This is a genomic window from Actomonas spartinae, from assembly GCF_051209155.1.
GTDB lineage: Bacteria > Verrucomicrobiota > Verrucomicrobiia > Opitutales > Opitutaceae > Actomonas.
Window position 1 is genome coordinate 1,174,321 of the sequence record NZ_JBPJGB010000002.1, and the last position, 22,326, is coordinate 1,196,646.

Annotated in this window: 22 protein-coding genes; 11 read left to right on the top strand and 11 right to left on the bottom strand. The window is 64.9% G+C overall.

Annotated elements, in window-relative coordinates:
- Positions 1–118: 118 nt before the first annotated feature.
- From AC0MRV_RS12495 to AC0MRV_RS12520, 6 genes are all read right to left on the bottom strand, one after another.
- Positions 119–481: a hypothetical protein gene (locus tag AC0MRV_RS12495; RefSeq protein WP_472764810.1), complete on the bottom strand. Its 363-nt coding sequence runs from the start codon at positions 479–481 to the stop codon at positions 119–121.
- Positions 478–1,935: a tetratricopeptide repeat protein gene (locus AC0MRV_RS12500; protein WP_472764811.1), complete on the bottom strand. Its 1,458-nt coding sequence runs from the start codon at positions 1,933–1,935 to the stop codon at positions 478–480. Before AC0MRV_RS12500 ends, AC0MRV_RS12495 begins: the two co-directional genes overlap by 4 nt.
- On the bottom strand, positions 1,932–2,501 hold the full coding sequence (locus tag AC0MRV_RS12505; protein ID WP_472764812.1) for a hypothetical protein: 570 nt from the start codon (positions 2,499–2,501) through the stop codon (positions 1,932–1,934). Before AC0MRV_RS12505 ends, AC0MRV_RS12500 begins: the two co-directional genes overlap by 4 nt.
- Positions 2,502–2,758: 257 nt before the next feature.
- Positions 2,759–3,904, bottom strand: a complete 1,146-nt coding sequence (locus AC0MRV_RS12510) for a response regulator (RefSeq protein WP_472764813.1) — start codon at positions 3,902–3,904, stop codon at positions 2,759–2,761.
- Between the two features lie 30 nt (positions 3,905–3,934).
- Positions 3,935–4,459, bottom strand: coding sequence for a chemotaxis protein CheX (locus tag AC0MRV_RS12515; protein ID WP_472764814.1), 525 nt, complete (start codon positions 4,457–4,459; stop codon positions 3,935–3,937).
- Positions 4,460–4,798: 339 nt separating this feature from the next.
- Entirely contained in the window at positions 4,799–6,418 is a 1,620-nt protein-coding gene (locus AC0MRV_RS12520; RefSeq protein ID WP_472764815.1) for a sigma-54-dependent transcriptional regulator, read from the bottom strand.
- A 111-nt stretch (positions 6,419–6,529) separates the two neighbouring features.
- On the opposite strand from AC0MRV_RS12520, the gene AC0MRV_RS12525 reads away from it, so the two are divergent.
- Positions 6,530–6,922, top strand: coding sequence for a hypothetical protein (locus tag AC0MRV_RS12525; RefSeq protein ID WP_472764816.1), 393 nt, complete (start codon positions 6,530–6,532; stop codon positions 6,920–6,922).
- Positions 6,923–7,187: 265 nt separating this feature from the next.
- Here the strand turns inward: AC0MRV_RS12525 and AC0MRV_RS12530 are convergent, their stop codons facing one another.
- The 5 genes from AC0MRV_RS12530 to fliD all read right to left on the bottom strand — a co-directional run bounded on the left by AC0MRV_RS12530 (position 7,188) and on the right by fliD (position 10,878).
- Positions 7,188–7,535: a hypothetical protein gene (locus AC0MRV_RS12530; protein ID WP_472764817.1), complete on the bottom strand. Its 348-nt coding sequence runs from the start codon at positions 7,533–7,535 to the stop codon at positions 7,188–7,190.
- Between the two features lie 39 nt (positions 7,536–7,574).
- Positions 7,575–7,988 carry a flagellar export chaperone FliS gene (gene fliS, locus AC0MRV_RS12535; protein WP_472764818.1) on the bottom strand — a complete coding sequence of 138 codons (414 nt, stop codon included), beginning with the start codon at positions 7,986–7,988 and terminating at the stop codon, positions 7,575–7,577.
- A 17-nt stretch (positions 7,989–8,005) separates the two neighbouring features.
- Positions 8,006–8,284 carry a hypothetical protein gene (locus AC0MRV_RS12540; RefSeq protein WP_472764819.1) on the bottom strand — a complete coding sequence of 93 codons (279 nt, stop codon included), beginning with the start codon at positions 8,282–8,284 and terminating at the stop codon, positions 8,006–8,008.
- Between the two features lie 127 nt (positions 8,285–8,411).
- Entirely contained in the window at positions 8,412–9,116 is a 705-nt protein-coding gene (locus AC0MRV_RS12545) for a hypothetical protein (RefSeq protein WP_472764820.1), read from the bottom strand.
- Positions 9,117–9,126: 10 nt separating this feature from the next.
- Positions 9,127–10,878: a flagellar filament capping protein FliD gene (fliD, locus tag AC0MRV_RS12550; RefSeq protein WP_472764821.1), complete on the bottom strand. Its 1,752-nt coding sequence runs from the start codon at positions 10,876–10,878 to the stop codon at positions 9,127–9,129.
- 239 nt (positions 10,879–11,117) lie between these two features.
- On the opposite strand from fliD, the gene AC0MRV_RS12555 reads away from it, so the two are divergent.
- From AC0MRV_RS12555 to AC0MRV_RS12600, 10 genes are all read left to right on the top strand, one after another.
- Entirely contained in the window at positions 11,118–11,933 is an 816-nt protein-coding gene (locus AC0MRV_RS12555) for a flagellin (RefSeq protein ID WP_472764822.1), read from the top strand.
- Positions 11,934–12,191: 258 nt separating this feature from the next.
- On the top strand, positions 12,192–13,007 hold the full coding sequence (locus AC0MRV_RS12560; protein WP_472764823.1) for a flagellin: 816 nt from the start codon (positions 12,192–12,194) through the stop codon (positions 13,005–13,007).
- A gap of 731 nt (positions 13,008–13,738) precedes the next feature.
- A complete protein-coding gene (locus AC0MRV_RS12565; protein ID WP_472764824.1) occupies positions 13,739–14,683 on the top strand; it encodes an NAD-dependent epimerase/dehydratase family protein in 945 nt (314 codons plus the stop codon).
- Positions 14,684–15,170: 487 nt separating this feature from the next.
- Entirely contained in the window at positions 15,171–16,127 is a 957-nt protein-coding gene (locus tag AC0MRV_RS12570; RefSeq protein WP_472764825.1) for an NAD-dependent epimerase/dehydratase family protein, read from the top strand.
- Positions 16,128–16,165: 38 nt separating this feature from the next.
- Entirely contained in the window at positions 16,166–17,167 is a 1,002-nt protein-coding gene (locus AC0MRV_RS12575; RefSeq protein WP_472764826.1) for a thiamine pyrophosphate-dependent dehydrogenase E1 component subunit alpha, read from the top strand.
- A gap of 19 nt (positions 17,168–17,186) precedes the next feature.
- The gene (locus AC0MRV_RS12580; protein WP_472764827.1) at positions 17,187–18,254 is read left to right on the top strand and encodes an alpha-ketoacid dehydrogenase subunit beta; all 1,068 of its coding nucleotides are present in this window, start codon (positions 17,187–17,189) and stop codon (positions 18,252–18,254) included.
- Between the two features lie 17 nt (positions 18,255–18,271).
- Positions 18,272–18,964: a class I SAM-dependent methyltransferase gene (locus AC0MRV_RS12585; RefSeq protein WP_472764828.1), complete on the top strand. Its 693-nt coding sequence runs from the start codon at positions 18,272–18,274 to the stop codon at positions 18,962–18,964.
- 117 nt (positions 18,965–19,081) lie between these two features.
- The gene (locus AC0MRV_RS12590) at positions 19,082–20,125 is read left to right on the top strand and encodes a zinc-binding dehydrogenase (RefSeq protein ID WP_472764829.1); all 1,044 of its coding nucleotides are present in this window, start codon (positions 19,082–19,084) and stop codon (positions 20,123–20,125) included.
- Positions 20,125–21,036: a hypothetical protein gene (locus AC0MRV_RS12595; RefSeq protein ID WP_472764830.1), complete on the top strand. Its 912-nt coding sequence runs from the start codon at positions 20,125–20,127 to the stop codon at positions 21,034–21,036. The genes AC0MRV_RS12590 and AC0MRV_RS12595 overlap by 1 nt, the downstream gene beginning before the upstream one ends.
- Positions 21,037–21,091: 55 nt before the next feature.
- Positions 21,092–22,321 (top strand): class I SAM-dependent methyltransferase, encoded by a 1,230-nt coding sequence (locus AC0MRV_RS12600; RefSeq protein WP_472764831.1) that lies wholly within the window; start codon positions 21,092–21,094, stop codon positions 22,319–22,321.
- Positions 22,322–22,326 lie beyond the last annotated feature (5 nt).

Here is a 22,326-nt window from a genome sequence, read left to right on the forward strand (position 1 = left end):
AAAGGAGGCGCGGAGGTGCGGGCTTGTCGAATGCTTTTTTTGGGGATGCGGGATGCGGGGACCGGGCTCACCGAGTCCGGCTACAGCGGGGGGGCGCATCCCTGATCCCCCGATCGCCTCAGGCCCCGTAGGCGCGGGCGGCGGTGGCGACGGGCGGGGCGGCCACGGCGGTGGCGGTGGCCGGGCGCTGGAGGCTGCCGCGGAGCAGGAGTTGCTCGTTTTCGCGGCTGAGGTGCAGGGTCTGCAAAATGCGTTCGCGCAGGCGGGCCACCTCGGCCCGGGCGTCGGAGGTCAGGTGGTTGGGCCGGTAGTCGTGCAGCGCGGGCAACACGGTGTTGAGGCGCTCAAGCAGGGTTTCACGACGTTCGCGCAGTTGCGGGTCATTGAAGTGGTTGCCGGCCTTGAGGGCGCGGTTTTCGGCCAGGTGAAGGGAGTAGGCTTCGTCGCAGGTGGCGGCGAATTCGGACAGGTTTGGGTTCATGGGTTCGATGCGGTGTGGGTTTGGCCTTCTGGGGGAAGGGAATTGATGAGGAGACTGATGTCGGCGCGTTCGCGTTCGAGGTCCTCGAGGTGGGTGATGCGCCAGGAGGCCATCTCGCCGATTTCCTGCAGGCCAATGGACTCGGCCTCGGTGATGCTGGCGACGATGTCACGATACATGGCGATGGCCTCCTCGGTCATGCCGAGACGTTCGCGGCAGAGGGCGGCTTGGTAGGAGGCGGGCAGACGCCACTCGGCATCGCCGTCGAGCGAGGCGAGGGTGTCGTAGATCTGGCGGGCGTTGGCGAACTCGCCGCGTTGGAAAAAGGTGTTGGCGAGCTCGTTGCCGGTGCGGCGTTGCCAGTAGGCCCAAGCGGAGGGATCGCCGGACTGTTCTTCGCGGCTGGCTTGCAGGAGGTGCAGGGTGTGGGCGAGGGCGTCGTCGGCCCGACCGAGTTCACGCAGCGCGGTGGTGGCGTGGTGGAGGGCGGCGGGCACGTGGCGGTCGCGCGGGTATTGGTCGATGAACTCGTTCACGCCGCTCACCACGGCTTCGTGGCGACCGGCGGCGGAGCGGGCTTCGATGACCTTGAACGCACCGAGGGCGCGGTCGGTGGGGGCGAGCTCGAGCAGGGCGAAGCGGTTGAAGTAGCGCTCGGCCTCTTCGTAGCGACCGGCGCGCAGGTGCGTCTCGGCGATCTCGTATTGGGCGGTGCGGGCGAGTTGGCGGTAGCGGTCGACCCAGGTTTGGTCGGGAATGCGCAGGGTGGCCTGTAGCACGGAATAAAAACGGGACAGCGCCAGGCGATCCGCGCCGAGCGAGCGGTGCAGGCGACCGGCGTCGAGCAGGGCCTTGGCGGCGTAGGGGGACCCCGGGTGGTCTTTGACGAGGCGCTCAAGAATGGCGACGGCGCGCGTGCGCTCGTTCAAGTCCTGGTAGGCTTTGGCCAGACCGATGAGGGCCTCGACCTCCATCTCCGGCGGGGCGTGATTTTCCAGCACCTGGTAGAACGCGGTGATGGCGCCTTCGTGGTCACCGGTGGCGGCCTGACTTTCGCCGAGACGCATGAGGCTCTCGAGCGGGGCTCCGGTCAACTCGGTGGGGTTGTCCGGCGCGGTGGCGATGTCGTGGCTGTTGGGATGACCTTGACGGAGGCCGTGGTCGTTTTCGCCGCTGTGGGAGGAGGCCGCGGGGGCAGCGGCGTGATGATCGTTCGCCGCAGTGGGCGACGGTGCGTGGTCGTCGTCGGCGTGATCGTGCTCGGCCGCCTGGGTGCCCTCATGCAGCACGGCCGGAGCATCGTGGTGCTCCGGAGCCGGGCTGGCGTCGTGGTGTGCCGCGGCCGGGACCGGCTCATGATGCTCGTGGCTCGGGCTCGGCTCCGCGGTGTTGGCGCGGCCCAGGAAGGGGACGGCGAACAGAAGCAGGAGCGCGAGTCGGGAGCGGAGCGTCATTTTTGGCGGAAGGTCGCGGAGGAGGGAACGGAGGGCAGACGGAAGAAGGGCATGATGTCCTCGGTGCGGTCACCTAACATCGAGTCCTCGTTGAGAATGATGGGCGGTGGGCCTTTGGGTTGGTCTTCTTCGGTGGGATTGTTTTCGGCGGTTGAGTCGTTGGCGGGATCGAGTCCGGCGAGGGAGCTGTCGAGGGTGCTGGTGGACGGGAGGGCGAAGTTAAAATCGCCAAAGTCGCCGAAGAAGCCGCCGGGCAGTCCAGTGGCGGAGGTTTCGGTCGTGGCGGTTTCGTCGGTCGCGGCTTCCTCGATGATCTCCTCGGGGAGCGGTTCGATTTTGAGCACGGCGGGCGGCCGCTCGGGAGCGGCAAAGCGCAATGGTGTGGGCACCAGCATCGCCAGGTAGGGATGGGTGTTGGGCGTGGGCGAGAGGACGGGACGGCGGTGGCCGCTCGGGTGTCCGAGGGCTGCCGGGGTGGTCAACGCACAGGCCGAGACCATCAGCGCACGCAAGGCCGCGCGCAGAGGCGCGGGCGACTTCCGGATAGGGGAAGGCTTGAGTATCATGTGCGGCGGTTTGGGTCGTGAGCTTCACGTGGTTGATCCGGTTTCCAAACGGTGCAATCGGCCCGGGAGGCCGGACCTCGAGCACAAGTTTTCCGCGAGGGTCCGAGGCAGCTGGACGACTGCGTTCGGGCGGGTGACTTGAGCCAAAGACCCGCACTCCGTGGTTTGAGGACGGAATGCGGGGCTCGCAGGGTGGTGAGTGACCGAGTTCCAGGCCGGAGCCAGGGTCGGCGTCACCAAAGGGAAGGGGAGGAGGCTTAGGCCGTGACCGGCTCGGCCTTCTCGATCGCGGCTTTGGCTTCTTCGAGCGAGTCGTAGAATTTCCAGCTGCGGGTGTCCTCGAAGCCCTTGCATTCCTGCACGATCGGGCCGGAGCCCACCATGGAGTAGTGCAGACCGAGCTCGCGGCAGGTGTTCATCGCGCCGACGAGCAGCTTGATGACGTTCATGTCGAGGCGCTTGAGCTCGGAAAGGTCGATGAGGGCCTTGCCGATGCCGGCGTCGACGGCGTCGGAGATCTTGGGCTTGAGGTAGGTGTTGACCTCGTGGATGGCGGACTGGCCGGTTTGTTCCGGCAGGCGCATGACGAAGAAATCACCGTCTTGGGAAAAGTAGCGCTGCGAGGTGTCGAGGTTCATGGCCTTGGCGACCTTGGTCTCGAGTTCGGAGACATCGAGGGGCTTGGTCACAAGGGCGGAGAAGCCGACCTGTTGGGCCTGGTTTTGCGCGGCGATGTCGGTCTTCACCACGAGGGCGAAGATGGGCGTGTATTTGGTTTTCACCTGGGTGCGCAGGAGGCGGAACAGGGTGTAGGCGGATTCCTCAGGCAGCGAGAGCGAGATCATGATGAGGTCCGGCACGGTGCGGCCGCAGAAGTCGATCGCCTCACCCGTGGTGTGGGTGCCGGTGATCTGCCAGGGCGTGTGCTTGAGGCCTTCGGTGATCTGCTGGATGATCGCGGGCTTGTCCTCGACGACGAGGATGTTGGCCGGATCGAAAATGGACTTGGCCTTGGTGGGCTGGTCGGAGAGTGGCTTGAGATCGATGATGCGACCGATCTTCTCGATGAGCACGTCTTCCTTGAACGGTTTCACGATGTAGTCGCGGATGCCGATCTTGGCGATCTTGAGCACGTTGTCGCGACCACCTTCCGCCGTGAGCATGACGACGGGGATGCCCTTGGTTTGCGGGTCCGCCTTGAGCTTGGTGAGCATCTCCACGCCGTCCATGACGGGCATGGTGATGTCGAGGAGGATGACGTCGGGCATCTCCTTGGAGGCGGCGGCCAGACCCTCGACGCCGTTGGCGGCCTCAAGGATTTCGCAGTCATAGGACTTGAAGGCCTTCTTGACGATGATGCGGACGGTTTTGGAGTCGTCCACGGTGAGGACTTTATAACGCATGGTGGGCAGGGAGCAGAGGGTTGGGAGGAATTATTCGCCTTGTTTCATCAACAGGTCGGCCACGAGCGTGTGACCGGCGATATCGAAGTGGTAGATGCGACGGGCGGCGGAGCGGACGGGCTCGATGGTGAAGTTGCTGCCGCGCAGGATGGACGGGATGGTGAGCTTGCAGGGGTAGCCCACGTCGCAGAGTTGGTTTTTGAAGGCGCCCACCGTCATGTTGGTGAGTTCACCGATGGCGTCGTTGACGACCTCGTCCTCGCACTCGGCGAGTTCGGCCGGCTCCATGTCGAGGAGACCGCAGGCGACTTCTTCGGCGAAGGGAATTTCGAGATAAAGGTAGATGAGGCCGGTGATCTCGCCGATGAACCCGACGGTGCCGACGATTTGAGCGCCTTTCAGCTCGAGCGCGTCGACCTGGTTGGCGTGGATGAGCTCATGCTGGCTCTCCTGTAGAACAGCAGATTTGCCGAGCATGGTGCTGAAGACATCTTGCACCGCGCGGGACAGGGTGTCCTGGAAGACGGCGTCACTGATTGTTTCGACGAGTGGCATAAGGCGGCTTGAGTGAGGTTGAATGTAAGCCTAGTTGTTATCGGCCACCTGACGGGGAATTTAGGGAAAAAGCGGTGCACAGGGCTTTTTCTCCGAGAAAAGTGGCGGTGCAGGATCCGGGATGTGCGATCCGGGATGCATGATGCGCGACGCAGGATGCGGGATGCGGTGGAAACTGTAGCCGGGGTCGGTGACCCCGGGGGAACGGCGGAGCGGCATGGAACCGGGGTCACCGACCCCGGCTACAGCGGAGGAACTCGGATCGTGTATCCCGAATCCCGCATCCCGGATCTCGGATCCCGCGTCCTGTATCTTGCATCCCGTATCCCGCGCCGCGACTCAGTCGTCGCCAGGGATGTCGTCGCCTTGTTTCCGGTATTCCGCGATTTTGTTGCGGAGGGTGCGGATGGAAATGCCGAGCTGATCGGCCGCCTTGGTGCGGTTCCCGCCCGTGGAACGCAGGGTGTCGAGGATGGCGCGCTTTTCCATTTCGGCGAGCGACATGGGTTCGGACGGGGCGAGGCCGGTGGTGGGATCGGCGCCGGCACGCGGCTCCTCGGCCCGAGGCGGATCCTCGTCCGGCTCGGGCGAGGGATTGATGTCGATCGCGGGAGGCGGAATGATGGGGTCCACGGCCGTCGTGTAGGGCGGTGCGGCAGGTGGCGTGGTGCCGATGCCCAGGGTCGGCGGCTCGGGGCGCGGAGCGCCCGCCGGGCCGGCGCTCAGGGGCGCGGGGGTTGGAGAACGAGCACCGGTGTCCGGAGTTGCCGCGCCGAAGATGGAAGGGGGCAGCGAGGGCAGGTTGAGCTGCGCGCTGGAAATGGGGCGGCCTTCCTCGCCGAGGATGACGGCGCGCTCGATGGTGTTCTGCAGCTCGCGCACGTTGCCGGGCCAGGGGTAGGTCTCGAGGGCCCGGGAGGCCTGGTCGGTGAAACCGGGCAGGGCGAGACGGTGGCGCCTGGCGAAGCGCTTGAGGAACTCGTTGGCAATCGCCTCGATGTCCTCGGGGCGTTCGCGCAGGGGCGGGACGTGGACCGGGAAGACGTTGAGACGGTAATAAAGGTCGGAGCGAAACTCGCCGCGTTCGACGGAGCGTTCGAGGTGGCGGTTGGAGGTGGCGAGGATACGGACGTTGACCTTGATGGTCTTGGTGCCGCCGACGCGCTCGAACTCGCGCTCTTGGAGGACGCGCAGGAGCTTGGCCTGGAGGGACGGCGGAATCTCGCTGACCTCGTCGAGCAGCAGGGTGCCTTTGTGGGCGAGTTCGAAGCGTCCCTCGCGGCGGGTGGTCGCGCCGGTGAAGGCGCCGCGTTCGTGGCCGAAGAGTTCGCTCTCGATGAGGGTCTCGGAGAGGGCGGCGCAGTTGACCTTGATGTAGGGTTCGTTGCGGCGGCTGGACTGACGGTAGAGCTCGCGCGCGATCATCTCCTTACCGGTGCCGTTTTCGCCGGTGACCAGCACGGTGACATCGGAGGGGGCGACGCGGCCGATGAGCTGTTTCAGCCGCGCCATGGCGGGGCTGCGACCGAAAACGAGACCGTCGCCGCCGGTTTGCTCCTGCTCGTTGAGGTAGCGGTTGACGCGCAGGAGTTGGATGAACGACTCGCTCTTATTGAGCACGACGTCGATCTGCGAGGCGGAGAAGGGTTTGATGAGGTAGTCGAACGCGCCGATGCGCATGCAGGTCACGGCGTGTTCGATCGTGCCGTGGCCGGTGATCATCACGACCAGCGGGCGGTCGGGCATGGCGACGATGCGCTCGAGGAAGTGTTGGCCGTCGCCGTCGGGCAGCCGCACGTCGAGGATGACGAGGTCGAAGACTTCCTTGGCCAACTGCTCCTCGCCCTCGCGGATCGAGCCCGCGATGGTGACGTGATATTTACGTCGTCGCAGGAGCTCGCCGAGGGAGCGTTGGATAAGCGGTTCGTCGTCAACGACCAGTATTCTCTCGAGGGGCATGCCGGTAGGATGGTCAAACTAGTGATGCGCGAGGTAGGGTGGAAAGGGGAAAGCGGTGCAATTTTTTCCTTAAGCCGGGGCCTGCCCGGCCGATTGCAGGGTTATCCCGCTATGCGCCCGCTCTCTTTTCTCTCCCAAGTCGAAGATACGATCCGCCAACTTAAACCCGACGCCATCACCGGGCAAACGTCGCGCGCGATCGACTTCCGCCAGGGACTGGCCCGTCTGCAACTGACGCCGGAGGGGGATGTCGTGGCGGTGCAGTGCTTCGAACTGGCCGATGGCCGGGACTGCCTCAAGGCGGTCGTGCATTGGGCCGGCAGCGAGGAAACCCGCGAGGTCGCGGTCTATCCGAACGAGGTCAATCGCCTCACGATTTGGAAAGAGTCAGCCTCCCGTCTGGCCGAGCTGTGGCTCGCCGGGGCGCCGAGTGCGGCGACCACCACGCCGATCGGTCACACCGATGCGGGCATGGCAGATGTGCCGCTGCAGGCGAGTGCCTGAGTGTCGGTCGGCACCGTTCGGTCCACTTGGTGGTAAAGGCGTGACCCATACGCGCTACCTCTACTTGGCGGGATCGTATTGTCGCCACGGATATCACGGATTTACGCGGATGGAGTGGCTGTGCCTAACGGCCCCTATCCGGGCAATTTGTTCCGCCTGACAAAGCAGATCCTCGTGGTCATGCGGTGGATGAGGCTGACGCGGCGTTACGCCGTCGGAGACGCCGGCGTCCACTGGCAGGCACCTTGTCCTTGCCGGAAAAGCCTCAGGCGCTGGTGTCGATGCGCGGGCGGCCGGTTTGGCCGGCGGCGGACTGCGTGTAGGCGTTGCGGGTGGGGCGCAGGCGGGATTGCGCCTGGCGCAGGCGATCGAGTTCCTCGCGGGTGGCCGCCGTGGCTTGGCCGAAGCGGCTGTGCAGGTCGCCCAAGAGTTGGGCGCAGCGGCCGAGAGCGGCGGGCTGATGATCGTTGCGGGTGGCCACCAGCGGGAGAATCTTGGAGGCGCGCTCGATGGCTTCGAGGGCGGCAGACCAGGCGCCGGTGCCGGAGCGGCTCAGTGCCCGCTGGAGCAGCTGCTCGAGGTCGAGCGTGAGCTGGGCGGTGGTGGCCGGCATGGTGAGGAGGAAGGTCGAGGCGCGGGGCCCCGCAAAAAATCAGGCGACCTGTGCGGTGGGTGCTTCCTGTTGGCGGAGCATCTCGGCCCAGCCGTCGCGCAGTTCGGTGACGAGGTTGAGCACCTCTTGGATGGCCTCGACGTCCTTCTTGATGTTGGCTTCGTGGAGGCGGCGTTGGTAGTAGTCGTAGAGCCGGTCGAGGTTGGCGGCGTAGTCGCCACCGACGTCGTGGTTCAGGTTCGACTGAAGTTCGGCGAGGATGGCGCCGGCCTTGCCCAAGGCGGTATGCACCACCGCGATACGCTGGATCTCGTCATGCTGCGGGGAGAACCCGTCGATCGCTTGGCGGAGAAACTTGAGCGTCCCGTCGTAGAGCATGAGCACGAGCTGGCCGGGCGAGGCGCTGAGGACAGCTTGGTTCTGATACTGACGGGCGTAGGCGGCGGGCATCATAGGGCGGTAGGGAGGACTCAGGCCTCGGCGGAAACTTTGGTGAGGAGCTCGCGGGCGATCGAGTCGATCACCTCGCGCGGCGGGTAGGCCGGATCTTCGACAAAGTGTCGAGCGCGCTCGACGACTTCGCTGCGGATCTCGGGATGGCGGGCGAGTTCGGCCTTAATGTGGGCCGAAGCGCCGGAATAGATCTGGTCCGAGCCCGGTTCAACGGAGCTCGTGACCCGCTTTTCGCGGTTCACGTCGGCGTTGATGGGCGCGGACGGTCGATTGGATGGTGACGTGGAGTGAATCATTTGTTTGGTCCTTGATTCGTTGGTGGGCGCCTGTTCCGGAGAGCAGACTATGTAAGTGTGTTGAGAGAACTATCGGCGCGGGTCGGCGCGGCTTTAGGTGAAAAACACGTAAGCAAAGCTACGAAGATCAACGGGAGGGTAATGTCCCTACCAGCGTGTCGGCCGCATAGGCGGCGAAACGGGCCGGACTTTGCAGGACGGTGGGGCTGAGATCGGCCGGTTGGGGGGCGCCTTGCAGGTGGTGGCGGCGGGCGCCGGCGGCGGCGGTGGCGCGGGAGGCGTCAAAAAGTTCGTCGGTTGCCCACAGGGTGGCGCCGGTGTCGAGGCGCACGAGACGGGTGCGCAGGCCGAGGGCGAGCGGCGGGTAGGCGGAGTGCGTGGTGACGTCGATGAACAGCACGGCGTCGGCGCCGGTTTGCGCGCGCAGTTCGGTGAAGAGGTTGGCGGGCAGGGCGGAGGTGGAGCCGACGGCGGGCTGCTTTACCCAGCTGCGCAGGTCGTCGCGGGAGACGGGCACGGTTTCAAAACGGGCCGCGCGCGTGAGGGCGTTGACAAAGGCTTGATCGACGTTGTCGAGAGAGCGGCCGTCGAGCGGCTGGGTCGACCAGGCGGGGAGGATGGCGACGCGGCGCACCTCGATCGGCAGGTAGTCGGGGCCGGCGACGTTGGTCGGTTTGTAGGAAGGGGTGAGGGGATCGACCGCGAGGCGATCGGGCACGGATTCGCAACCGGTCAGGCCAAGCAGGAGCAGCGCCGCGCCGACGGCGGCGGTCGGGAGGCGGCGGGAGGCGGGGCGGAGCGCGCGGGCGACGAGGGGGTAGGTGCGGTTCATGCGGCGCGGGTCACTTCTTGGACGAGGTGGTGGGGGCGATGCTCGGGATCGAGGCGATCTGTTGCGACATGTTTTGAATCTGTTGCTGGGCCTGTTCCATGGCAATGAATCCGGCTTCGAGCACGGCGCGCCGTTGGGTGAGGCGGCGCTCGGCGTCCTCGATCTGTTGATCGATGGACTTGTTGGTCTCGGTGAGCGCGGTTTGCTGATCGTCGAGGTAGCCGCCGTTACCGTCGTCGCCGATGAAGTTGGTCATGAGGCTGTCGAAACGGGCGAAGAAACCCGTGTCGGCGGTGGTGAAGAACGCGGCGACATCCTCGGCGTTGTTGGTCAGGGCGTCGTCGAGCTTGGCGGCATCGGTGATGGAAAGGGTCGAGGTGGCCGATGAGAAATCGATGCCCATGTTTTCCAGACGGGCGATCGAACCACTGAGACCCGACACTTCGGCAAAGGCGGAGGCCCGCAGTTGGCGGGCCCAGTCCTGGATCTCGCGATTGGAGGAGAGGGTGGACGTGGAGACACCGCGGGAGCTGGTGGTAATCTTGGTGGCGTCTTCGATGTAGCTTTGGACGGCGTTGAACTTCTCGATGAAGGTGTTGATCGAGTCCTTCATGTCGTCGGTGTTGGCCTTCACCGTGATGTCCTGTGAGCCGGTGCTGTCGACAGTCAGGTCGAGGCCGGTGACGCCGTGCACGTCGGAGGTCAGCGTGTTGCTCGTGCTCGTGATGGTGCTGCCACCGTCGATGGTGAACTGGGCGTTCACACCCCGCTGGAGAGAGGCGCCGGCGCCGCTGGTCAGACCGAGCGCGTCGAGCAGGCCACCGGCGGCTTCGCTGACCCCCAGACCGATGTCGCCGGTGCGGTCGTTGGTAAGGGTCACGCGGTCGGCGGCGGAGTCGTAGGCGGCGGTGACGCCGGCATCGGCCGCGTTGATGCGGGCGATGATGTCGTTGATGGAGTCGTCGTTGACGTTGTAGGCGATGTCGACGCCGTTGATCGCGAAGGTGCCGTTGCCGGAGCCGTCGACGGCGGTGATGGCGGACTTGAGGCGGGCGTCGGTCAGGGCGGCGTCGGTATCGACGGTGCCGAGTCCGTTGCTGGAGGTGACGCTGCCGGTGCCGTTGTTGGCCAGCTTGGCGACGGTGAGAAAGTTGGAAGTGTCGTTGGCGGCACCCAGCACGATCTCCGAGGCGGAGGAGAGGGTGATGGTGTCGGTCACATTGTCGTAGGCCGCGGTGACGTCGCCGCCGGTGGCGGTGGAGATGGCGTCGAAGACATCCTGGAGGGAGTCGGCGGTGTCGACGGTGACCTTGGCGCCGTTGACGGAAAAGGTGCCGGCGGTCACCGCGGTGGCGGTGGGCATGGCGGCGAGGGTGACGCCGGAAACGTCGGTGGTGGTCGCGATGCCCTCGGCGATGTCGGCCGCGCCGCGCTGGGAGGCGGAGGTGGCGAGGCGGGTGACATTGAAGGTGTGCGTGCCCGTGGTCGCGCCCGCGATGACGCCGGCGTTCCAGGTGGAGCCGGTCGTGGAGGAGGAGGCGCTGCGGGCGTTGAAGAGGTCGGTGTCGTTGAGCGCGTCGTTGGCGGTCTGCAGGGCCTTGAGGCGCGTGCCCAGTTCGGTGAGGGCGTTGTTCTTGCGGATGTTGACGACCTGTTCGCTTTCGAGTCGTTGGATCGGGACGCGCTCAAGCGACATGAGGCTGTCGACGAGAGATTTCCAGTCGAAGCCTGAAGCGAGTCCTGCGAGTTGTAGTCCGGCCATAGGTTTAAAGAGAAGTTAGGTGCGTGATCGTCGCAGGCGGGCAAAACTTGAGCCCTTTCGGCCGGGCGGAGGACTCGACGAAAAAAACACGATTTTGCTCAAAAGGCCGCTAAAGGCCGCGACCAAACGACCCGTAAATCAGGGGCAAGCCCAGCAATCGCTGAGCCCGAAGTGACCGGACTTCACCTCCCTCCGGTCCGTCGCCCTACGGACAGGGCAACTTATCAAGGAAGATAACCATGTCAGTCGTCATTAACACCAACTCCGCGGCTTCGATTGCGTCCAACAATCTCGCCGCTTCGAACAACATGCTGCAAAAGAGCCTCAACCGGCTCTCTAGTGGTTCCAAGATCGTCTCTCCGGCCGATGACGCCGGTGGCCTCGCCGTGTCCATGAAACTCACGGCTGCCGCCCGTCGTTCCGGTGCAGCTTCGGTCAATATCAGCAACACGGTCTCGTTCCTGCAGACGCAGGACGGCGTGCTCAAGGTTGCCGGCAAGGTCCTCGAGCGTATGGGCGAACTCAAAACGCTCTACTCCGATCCGACCAAGAACAGTTCCGACCTGGCCAACTACGACAAGGAGTTCACCGCTCTGCAGTCGCAGCTCACGGCTCTCACCACGGAGAAGTTCAACGGCAACGCCCTCTTCGGCACCACGGCTCTGTCCGTCGCTGTCTCGGAAGACGGCACCAACACCACTTCGATCGCGGCCCGCGACCTGTCGAGCACCTCGACTGGCGTCGGCGTCCTCGTCGCCTCCGCGGTGACCGATCTCGGTGATGTGACCTTGGCCAACATCACGACCGCCCTGCAAAACGTGTCGACCTTCCGCGCCGAAAACGGTGCGGAGCAAAGCCGACTCGGATTTGCGCAGGAACTGCTGACCGTCAACAAGGCCAACCTCGAGGCCGCCTCCTCCCGCATCGTCGACGTGGACGTCGCGGAAGAGTCGACCCAATTGGCACGATGGAACACCCTCGTGCAGGCCGGCACGGCCATGCTCACCCAGGCCAACCAAAGCGCGCAGACCGCGCTGAAGTTGCTCAACGGGTAAGGCGTAAGCCGTCCCTGATCCTGCTTGGGAGCGGTTCTCCAAAACCGTTCCCCGCCACGCGGGCCATCGTCGATTGGTCCCGACCCGGCCCGCGTGGCAGGCACCTCCCATCGTTCCTTGGCTTTCCACTAGCAGCCAGCAACCCACTCGCAGGGTGATACTTTGATGCAAATGCATTAAACGGCGCGGCCCGCGCTGTTCTCCAACGGGCCCGTGGCGACGACGGACGTCGCAACATATCAAGGAAAGATAAATACCATGGCAGTGGTAATTAACACCAATAGCGCGGCGGCTCAGGCCTCCAACAACCTCGCCGCTTCAACCTCCATGCTGCAGAAGAGCCTCAACCGGCTCTCGAGCGGCTCGAAGATCGTCAACCCTTCTGATGACGCCGGTGGTCTCGCCGTGTCGATGAAGCTCTCCGCCGCCGCGAAACGTTCCGGCGCCGTGCAGACCAACATCGGTAACGCCGTTTCCTTCCTGCAGACTCAGGATGGCGCCCTCAAGGTCGCTGGTAAGGTCCTCGATCGTATGTCTGAGCTCAAGACGCTCTACTCCGATCCGACCAAGAACAGCTCCGACCTGGCCAACTACGACAAGGAGTTCACCGCTCTGCAGACGCAGTTGACCGCCGTCGCCGGAGAGAAGTTCAACAGCGTTTCCCTGTTCGGCTCCACTTCTTTGACCGTCAATACGACTGAAGACCAGACCTCCGCCTCGGTGTCGCTGGCCGGTCGCGATCTCACCAGCACCTCCACGGGTGTCGGCGCGCTCACCTCCTCCTCGGTGACCGACCTCGGTGACATCACGCTCGCCAACATCACCACCGCGATCCAGAACGTCGCCACCTTCCGTGCGGCCAATGGTGCTGAGCAAAGCCGTCTCGGCTTCGCCAACGAGCTCGTCTCGGTCAACAAGGCCAACCTCGAAGCCGCCACTTCCCGCATCACCGATGTGGACGTGGCCCAGGAATCGACGCAACTCGCGCGATACAACACCCTGGTGCAGGCCGGCACGGCGATGCTCTCGCAGGCGAACAGCTCTGCGCAGACCGCCCTCCGCCTCCTCGGTTAATCGAGTTAGGTTCCTTCGTTAATGACACATTAGATTCGGTTTCTTCCAAAGCTACCCCCACGCGGTCTGGACGCCGCGTGGGGGGATGCTTGGTAAGCCCAAGCCGATCGCAAAGAAGCCCCGTTGCGCTGATCTTTCGAGCCGCTCGTCGCCCCTCCGGACGAAGAGCATCGAGAAACATCAAAACGCGCGTTCGCCGTTCACCCGGCGGGCGCGCGTTTTGGCGTTTAGGGGCGGCGGGTATTCGGCAAGCGGAACGCGCGAGCACGAGCTCGCGCGCGCGGCTACCTGACGGCTCCGAGCTGTAGCCGGGGTCGGCGACCCCGGTCCGTGGGGTGGACCGCGACCTCCGGACGCGGTCTTGCCTTGGATGGGGTAGGCGGACGCAACACAGCGCGCCCGACGCCGTCGGGACGTCGGCGTCCACCTTTGTCGGTCTCCCCCGGCAAACTCTGCCGCCACCAGGTTCGCTACCTGGGATCGCCGCCTTGTTGAAACGGTGGTTTCATCTCTATTTCTTTTTACATCAGATGCTTGCGTCGCCCGGTCGCCAGTTGGCACACGGCATGCAAAACCCATTTCCGTGACGTGATTCACCACCCATCCAGCGCTGCGCGATCGCCGATTGGTCCCGGAGATCGCCCCCGCCGCGAGGTTCTCGCGACGGGAGCTGGGGGCGAATCTCCGCCTGCCTTTTCCCTCTCACCTTCACTTTCACTTCTCCCTCTCAAATGAACCTTTTTGTTACCGGCGGCTGCGGCTACCTCGGCGCCCCCCTCACCCAAACCCTCCTCGCCCTCGGCCATGAGGTCACCGTCATCGATGCCGGCTTCCACGGCTGCAATCTCCCGCCGCATCCGAACCTCACGCTGCGCCTCGCCGATCTCCGCGATCTCACCACGCTCGATCTCGCCGAGTTCGACGCCGTCATTCACCTCGCCAGTATCGCCGATCCGGATACCGCCGCGCTCAATCCCGATCTGGTCTGGGAAACCAATGTCGGCGCCACCACCTTCCTGGTGGAACACGCCATCAATGCCGGCGTGCCGCACTTCATTCACTGCAGCGCCGCCGCCGTCTACGGCAACACCCTCGACCGCCCGCGCACCGAGGCCGATCCGGTCGTGATCGACGGCCCGCTCACCCAGTCGCTCGTCCACGCCGAGCGCCTCCTGCAAAGCTACCACCGCGACCTCCGCGTCGACATCGTCCGTCCCGGTTTCGTCTGCGGCGTCTCACCCCGCATGCGTCTCGACCTGCCGGTCAACCTTTACGCCATGCAGGCCCTTACCCGCGGCCGCATCACCGTGAATGGCGCCACCGAGACGGCCACCCACACCCACCTGCGCGACCTCATCCGCCTCTTCACCACCTTGCTCGACCGCCACCTGCCGGCCGGCCTCTTCAACGCCGGTTTCGAAACCTGCACCCATCTCGATCTTGCCCTGCGCGTCGCGGCCCAGATTCCCGCCGACCTCGAGGTCGTGCAGAGCGAGAACCCGCAGGCGGCGCAGCTCGACAGCAGTCGCCTGACCCATTTCGGCTTTAAGCCGACCTACAATCTCGACGACGCCATCTGGGAGATCGCCGCCGAATACCGCATGGGCCGCCTCCGCGAACAGGAGAACCACTACAATCTCCCGGTCCCCGCGACGCCGCACTTGGTGGTCGCCTGAGCGCATCCCGCGCCCACGCGCCCCCAGCCCGGACGCAAGCCAACCAAATCCCAAACCGACTCATGCCCAATGTTCGTATTACGAACATTGGGCATCGCTACGTTCGGGGAGCGGGATCGCGAGGAAGGATCGTGATGCCTCGGTAGTTACGGCGCGCACCTCTGCTGCGCCATCCCGTTACCGAGCCGCAGAACCTCCTGCCGTGCACACCCCGCGCCGTGCTCGCACTTCCGGCCGTCGGGAGCACGCAATGTTCGTAATACGAACATTCGGTTTATGGGCGCGCCACGTGGGAAGGGGGGGCTGGTGCATCCGGCATAATTTTCCCGGCCGGGGGCCGTTCCGTTCCGTGCGAATCTCGGATTCTGTTTCGGGAAATTTCATGGAAATTTAAAACGTTGGTAGACAGATAATAGCATCACACTTCATCCAACTGGCACATGGACTGCAACCTTCGGGCGCGAACCCAGAAACCACGGCACACTCCATGTCCAAACCACTCAACTTACTCGTCACCGGCGGCTGCGGCTATGTCGGCACCCCGCTCACCCAATCGCTCCTTGCCGCTGGCCACAAGGTCACCGTCGTCGACATCCAGTGGTTCGGCAATTACCTGACGCCGCACCCCGAGCTCACCGTTGTTCGCGCCGACATCCGCGACATCGACGCGGTGCCGATGGAGGGCATCGACGTCATCCTGCACCTGGCCAACGTCGCCAACGATCCCTGCGCCGACCTCGACTCCAAGCTCAACTGGGAGGTCAACGCCCTCGCCACCATGCGGCTGGTCGAGAAGGCCATCGCCCACGGTGTCGGCCAGTTCATCTACGCCAGCTCCGGCAGCGTCTACGGCGTGAAGGAAGAGGAGCGCGTCACCGAGGACCTTTCGCTCGTCCCCATTTCCGATTACAACAAGACCAAAATGGTCAGTGAGCGCGTGCTGCTCAGCTACGCCGACCAAATCTGCGTGAACATCGTGCGCCCCGCCACCGTCTGCGGCGTGTCCGCCCGCCAGCGCCTCGATCTCTCGGTCAACATCCTGACCATGTCCGCCCTCACCAAGGGCGTCATCACCGTCTTCGGTGGCGACCAGACCCGCCCCAACATTCACCTGCGCGACATGATCCGCGTTTACCACCACTTCCTGGAGTGCGGTCGCGATCATCCGGGCATCTACAATGCCGGCTTCGAGAACATCTCCATTCGCCAAATCGCCGAGATGGTCACGAAGCACGTGCCGGCCGAGATCGTCTGCACGCCGTCCAACGATCCGCGCTCGTATCGACTTTGTTCCGACAAGCTCCTCGCCACGGGTTTCACCCCGTCGTTCTGCGTGGAGGACGCCATCCTCGAGGTGAAGGCCGCCTTCGAGTCCGGCCTGCTCCGTGACGAGGAGAACAGCTACAACATCAAGACGATGAAGCGCCTCGCCGTCGCCGCCTGAGCCGCCACCGGAACCGCCGCTCTACCAAGACCACCGCCATGACGTCGATGACCCCCAGCATCCCGTCGGCCGACCTCGAATTGGCCACCCGCCTGCTCCGCTCGATGGAGCGCATTCGCCTCGTCGAGGAAGCCATCGCCGACCGCTACCCGCAGCAGCAGATGCGCTGCCCGGTGCACCTCTCCATCGGCCAGGAAGCCGCCGCCGCCGGGGTGTGCGCCGCCCTGCAGGCCGACGACCTCGCCATGAGCGGTCACCGTTCGCACGCCCACTACCTTGCCAAGGGCGGCAATCTCGACGCCATGATCGCCGAGATGCACGGCCGCGTCACCGGTTGCTGCGGCGGCCGCGGCGGCTCGATGCACCTGATCGATCGCGCCGCCGGTTTCCTCGGCGCCGTGCCGATCGTCGGCAGCACCATCCCGATCGCGACCGGTCTCGCCTTTGCCGACAAGCAACGCGGCATCCACCGCGTGACGGTCGCCTTCCTCGGCGATGCCGCGACCGAAGAGGGGGTCTTCCACGAGAGCCTCAACTTCGCCCAGCTGCACCAGTTGCCCATCGTCTACGCCTGCGAGAACAACCTCTACTCGGTCTACTCGCCCATGCGTGTCCGCCAACCGGATAAACGCGCCATCCACCAGATCGCCGCCGGCCACGGCCTGCGCACGCTTCACGGTGACGGCAACGACGCCCTCGCGGTGCACGCCCTCGCCAGCAGCGCCGCCGAATCCGCGCGGGCAGGGGAGGGCCCCGTCTTCCTCGAGCTCGCCACCTACCGCTGGCGCGAGCACTGCGGGCCGGGTTGGGACAACCACATCGGCTACCGCACCGAGGCCGAATACCTCGAGTGGCGCGAACGCGATCCCATTGCCCGACTGCAAAAGCTCCTCACCGAACTCGGCGCTTTCGATGCTTCCGCGCACGCCACCGAGATCCGTGCCATCCAAGCCGAGATCGACCGCGCTTTCGCCGCCGCCGAGCACGCGCCTTTCCCGGCCAACGCTTCGCTGGCCGACCACGTTTACGCCGCCGCCTGAACCCACCGCCCGATTCACGATGAGCCGCGAACCCCGCACCCTTTCCTACGCCGCCGCCATCCGCGAAGCCTTCGCGGTCTGCCTCGCGCGTGACCCGTCCGTCTCGCTCATGGGCCTCGGCGTCACCGATCCCAAGGGCTTCTTCGGCACCACCCTCAACCTGCACCTTGAGTTCGGCGAAGACCGCGTGATGGACATGCCTTGCGCCGAAGCCGGCATGACCGGCGTCGCGCTCGGCGCCGCCCTCAACGGCCTGCGCCCCGTCATCAACCACCAGCGACTCGACTTTGCGCTGCTGTCGATGGACCAGCTCTGCACCCAGGCGGCGAAGTGGCGCTACATGTTCGGCGGCCAGGAAAAAGTCCCCCTCGTGATGCGGGCCATCATTGGCCGCGGTTGGGGGCAGGGGCCGCAACATTCACAATCGTTGCAGTCCTGGTTTGCCCACATTCCCGGTCTCAAGGTCGCCATGCCGGCCACGCCTTACGACGCCAAGGGCATGCTCATCGCCGCGATTGAGGACGACGATCCCGTTGTGTTCCTCGAGCACCGCTGGTTGCATCACCTTACCGGCCCCGTGCCCGAGGGCCACTACACCGTGCCGCTTGGTCCGACCCGCACCGCCCGCGAAGGCGAACACGTCACCATTGCGGCGATGTCCTACATGGTCATCGAAGCGCTCGAAGCCGCCGACCGCCTCGCCGCCGAAGGCATCGAGGCCGAGGTCGTGGACGTGCGTTGCCTGCGTCCGCTCGATCGCGAGAGTCTCATCCAATCCATCTGGCGCACCGGCCGGTTGGTCGTTGCCGACGGCGCCTGGGCTTCCGCCGGCATGAGTGCCGAACTCATCGCCTCGATCAGCGAATCCGCCTTCGGCGCGCTCAAGGCCGCGCCCAAGCGCGTGTGCATTCCCGACTGCCCGACGCCGACCAGCCCCTCGCTCGCCGCCGACTATTATCCGCGCGCCGGCCACATCATGGCCGCCGTCCGCGAGTGCCTCGACCTCGCGCCCCGCGACGAAGACCTCGTCGTGCCCGCCGGCGTCGAACTCGACAAACCCAACCCCGCCTTCACCGGCCCCTTTTAAGCCAAGCCACTTTCAACATGAGCGACACCGCCACGCTACCGCCCCCTGTCCGCATCGGCCGCGAGATCAACCTGCTCGATCGGCTGCCGCAGACCAAACGCAACCTGAAGGCTCGCGCCGAGGAAAAGACCGCCGCCGACCGTGCCATCGCGAAGCGCTTCGACTTCGACTTCTTCGACGGCGAGCGCCGCCACGGCTACGGCGGTTACCGCTATGATGGCCGCTGGCTGCCGGTGGCCGAGCGCATGGTGGAGTTCTACAACCTGCCGGCCGACGCCCGCATCCTCGATGTCGGCGCCGCCAAGGGTTTCCTCATGCACGACTTCAAGCAGGTGCTGCCCAACTGCACCGTGCGCGGCATCGATGTCTCGACCTACGCCAAGCTCAACGCCCACGGCGGCATGGGCGAATTTATCGACATCGGTTCGGGCGAGAAACTGCCCTACGCCGACGACAGCTTCGATTTCGTTGTATCCATTAACTCGATTCACAACCTCGCCCCCGCCGCCTGCGGCCGCGCCCTGGCCGAGATCGAGCGCGTGAGCCGCGGCGCGTCCTACATCACCGTCGACGCCTGGCACACCGAAGAAGAGCACCAACGTCTCCTCTCCTGGATCCTCACCGCCGAGTCCTACTTCCACGTCGACGACTGGAAGAGCCTCTTCGAGCAAGTCGGCTACACCGGCGACTTCTACTGGTTCATCCCCTGATCAACCACGACCCGTCCAACCGAATTTTTCCACCACGGATGAACACAGATGCACACAGATATCAGGCACCCTATCCGGGTCTATCTGTGTCCATCCGTGGTTAAAAAACTGCCTTAGATGAAAACCCAGGCCGCCATTTTAGTGCAGCAGCGCGCACCGCTCGAGATCGACGAGATCGAGCTGCCGGTGCTCGGCTACGGGCACGTGTTGGTCGAAATCCGGGCGACGCGCATCTGTGGTTCGCAGCTTGGTGAGATCGACGGCGCCAAGGGCCCCGATCGTTACCTGCCACATCTGCTCGGTCATGAGGCGGGCGGCGTCGTGCGCGAGGTCGGCCCCGAGGTCACGCAGGTCAAACCCGGCGACCACGTCGTCGTGCACTGGCGCCCGGGCAAGGGCATCAACGCCAAGCCCGTGCAATACCGCCGCGGTTCGCAGGTCATCAACGCCGGCAACATCACCACCTTCCAGCAGTTCACGGTCGTCTCGGAGAACCGCCTCACCGTCATCCCGGCCGACGTCGACTTCGAGGTGGCCGCGCTCCTGGCGGACACGCTCACCACCGGCTTCGGCACCGTCACGCGTGAGGCCAAGGTTGAGATCGGCGAGTCCGTGCTCGTCATCGGCGCGGGCGGCATCGGCCTCGGCGCCATTCAGGCCGCCAGCCTCGCCGGCGCCTACCCGGTGATCGCGGCCGACCTGTTGCCCAACAAGCTTGAAAAGGCGGCCCAGTTCGGTGCCACCCACACGGTTAACACCTCGAAATACGATCTCGTTGAACGTGTGCGCACGCTGCTCGACGGCGAGTCCGTCGACGTCGTGATTGACGGCACCGGTCAACCCGCCGTGCTCGATCAAGCCTGGCAACTCCTCGGCCGCACCGGCCGCCTCGTGCTCATCGGCGTGATGCGCCACGACCGTCAGTTTTCACTCAATACACTGCCATTGCATTTCGGCAAGGTGCTCACCGGCACCGAAGGCGGGTCCAGCCGCCCGGCCGAAGACATCCCGCGTTACCTCCGCGCCATGCGCGGCGGACGCTTCGACCCGCGAGGCATGGTCACGCACCGCACCTCGCTCACCGACATCAACCAAGCCATCACCGCCATGCGCCAGGGAGAGGCCGTGCACACGATGGTGACCTTCCCCGCCGCCGCCTGATGTCCCGTCCTACATCCAACGCGCAATCCACCGCCACCGCCGCGGCGATCAGCTGGGATCTCACCCAGCGCACGCCGTCGCTGGCCGATGCTCTGCTGCTGCGCATGCGGGCGGAGCTGAACGCTTGGGTCCAAAGTAATGACGGCGGCGATGTCGCCACCGCCCTGCGGGTAAACCTCTGCGGCACGTCGCCACGGTGGCCGCAGGGAGAAATGCTGCTGCGCCGTGTTTTTGCGGCCTCCGGCTTCGCATTCCAAATTGAGACCACCGCCGCGGAAAATCATCGGACCGTCGCCTTGCCGCGGCCTGCGCAAACCGCCGACGAAGCCGCCATTGATATTTCTCCGCTCATCGAGTTCAGCGCCGCCCGTGGGGTGACTCCGCGGCTGCACTGGTCCGATGCCCTCCGCCGCGCCGCTCGGACCCTCCGCCGCCACTTCGCCGCGCGACTCTATGCCGTGCATGTGCCGCGGTCGGTGTTCGCGCAGGCCGATGATCCCTTTGCGCTGGTCTCCCAGTGGATGGAGTTCTTCGCCCGTCATGCCCGGCCCGGGGAGTGCGAATTTATCGTGCTGGGGGACGAGCCGGTGGAGTTCTGCTGGCGCCTCGGCGCTGGCGCTTACCGCGCAGCCGATCTGGGCATCGAAACCATGACGCAGCTTGCGCTGCTCGAGACCGTGCAAGGTTACCTCGGTTACACCTCGGGCGTATCCTGCGCCGCTCACTTCAGCGCGGTGCCACAAGTCGTTTTTGATGCCAACGCCGCGCCGACGACTTTGCCCTTTGCCGCGACCGATCAGATCCGCCGGCCCTACCCGGGCTCTGTGGCCGACCTCGCGGACGCGTTCCAATTCCTGCCCGACGCCCCTGCCACCGTAGCTTCGCTTCCCGCGCTCAGCGCCGCCGCCTGAGTCGTCACCCTTTTTACACTACACCCGATCCTCAACCTTCACCGCCGCACCTCCGATGCCCTCCACGCTTGAAAAACCTCGTGCTGAAAAAGTCGCCACCCACCAACGCTCCTGCTGCTCCGCCTGCGGCTGCAACGCACTGGAGGAGGTGCTCGATCTGCCGCGCCTGCCGCTGACCGGCATTTTTGTTACTCCCCAGACCCGGGCCGACTACCCCGAGTTCGACCAGGCGCTGCTGCGTTGCACCGCCTGCGGTCACGGCCAGCTCCGGGACTCGGTCGACCCAACCTACCTTTATCAGGACACCTACACGCACCGGTCTTCGCTCAGTCCCATTTCCACCCGGGGCAATGACTTCTTCCATCGTTTCATCGAGGATGTGGCCGGCGACCGGCATTTCGAATCGGTCGCCGAGATCGGCTGCAACGACCTCTACCTGCTCAAGAAGCTGCAAGCCCGCGCCACGCACCTGACCGGGTTCGATCCGATCTGGAAGGACCATCAACCGGCTGAGGCCGGTGAGATCAAGGTGTTCGGGAAATACATCGAGGAGATCGGCTCCGCGGATCTACCGCAAGCGCCCGACCTGGTGGTGTCGGTCCACACCCTGGAGCATGTCGACAACCCCTTGGCCTCCCTCGGTCCGATCTTCGAGCACGCCCGTCCGGGGGCCTTGTTCATGATCGAGATTCCGAGTCTGGATACCTTGCTCGCGATCAATCGCTTCGACCAAATTTTCCACCAACACCTCAACTACTTCTCGTTGGCTTCGGTGCAGCGCATGATCGCCCGTTTGGGCGGCGAGTATATCGATCATCGCTACAACTACGGTTATTGGCTGGGCACGATGATGGTGGCGTTTCGCAAGCCGGACCACGCCGGCTTTTTCGAAACCGAAGTCCGTCCGGCGGCGCACGCTACCGCGGGCATTCGGGAGCAGTTCACTCGCTACCGGCGCCAACTGGCCGACCTCAAGGCCCAACTGGATTCGCACCTGGATCGCGGCGTGCCGGCGGTGGGGTTTGGCGCCGCCCAAATGGTGCCGACGCTCGCTTATCACATGGGCACCGATTTCAGCGAACTCCTGGCCATTGTGGACGACAACCCGGACAAGACCGGTCGAACCTGGCCGAGCATCGCCACCACGATCGCGAGCGGCGCCGAGTTCGATGACCTCTCCGACCACGCGGTGCTGCTCACGGCCTTGGACAGCGCCCGCACCTTGGTCCCACGTTTGATCGAAAAACGCGCGCGGTATCTCCTCCTGCCGAACAACCCCTTCTGACCCTT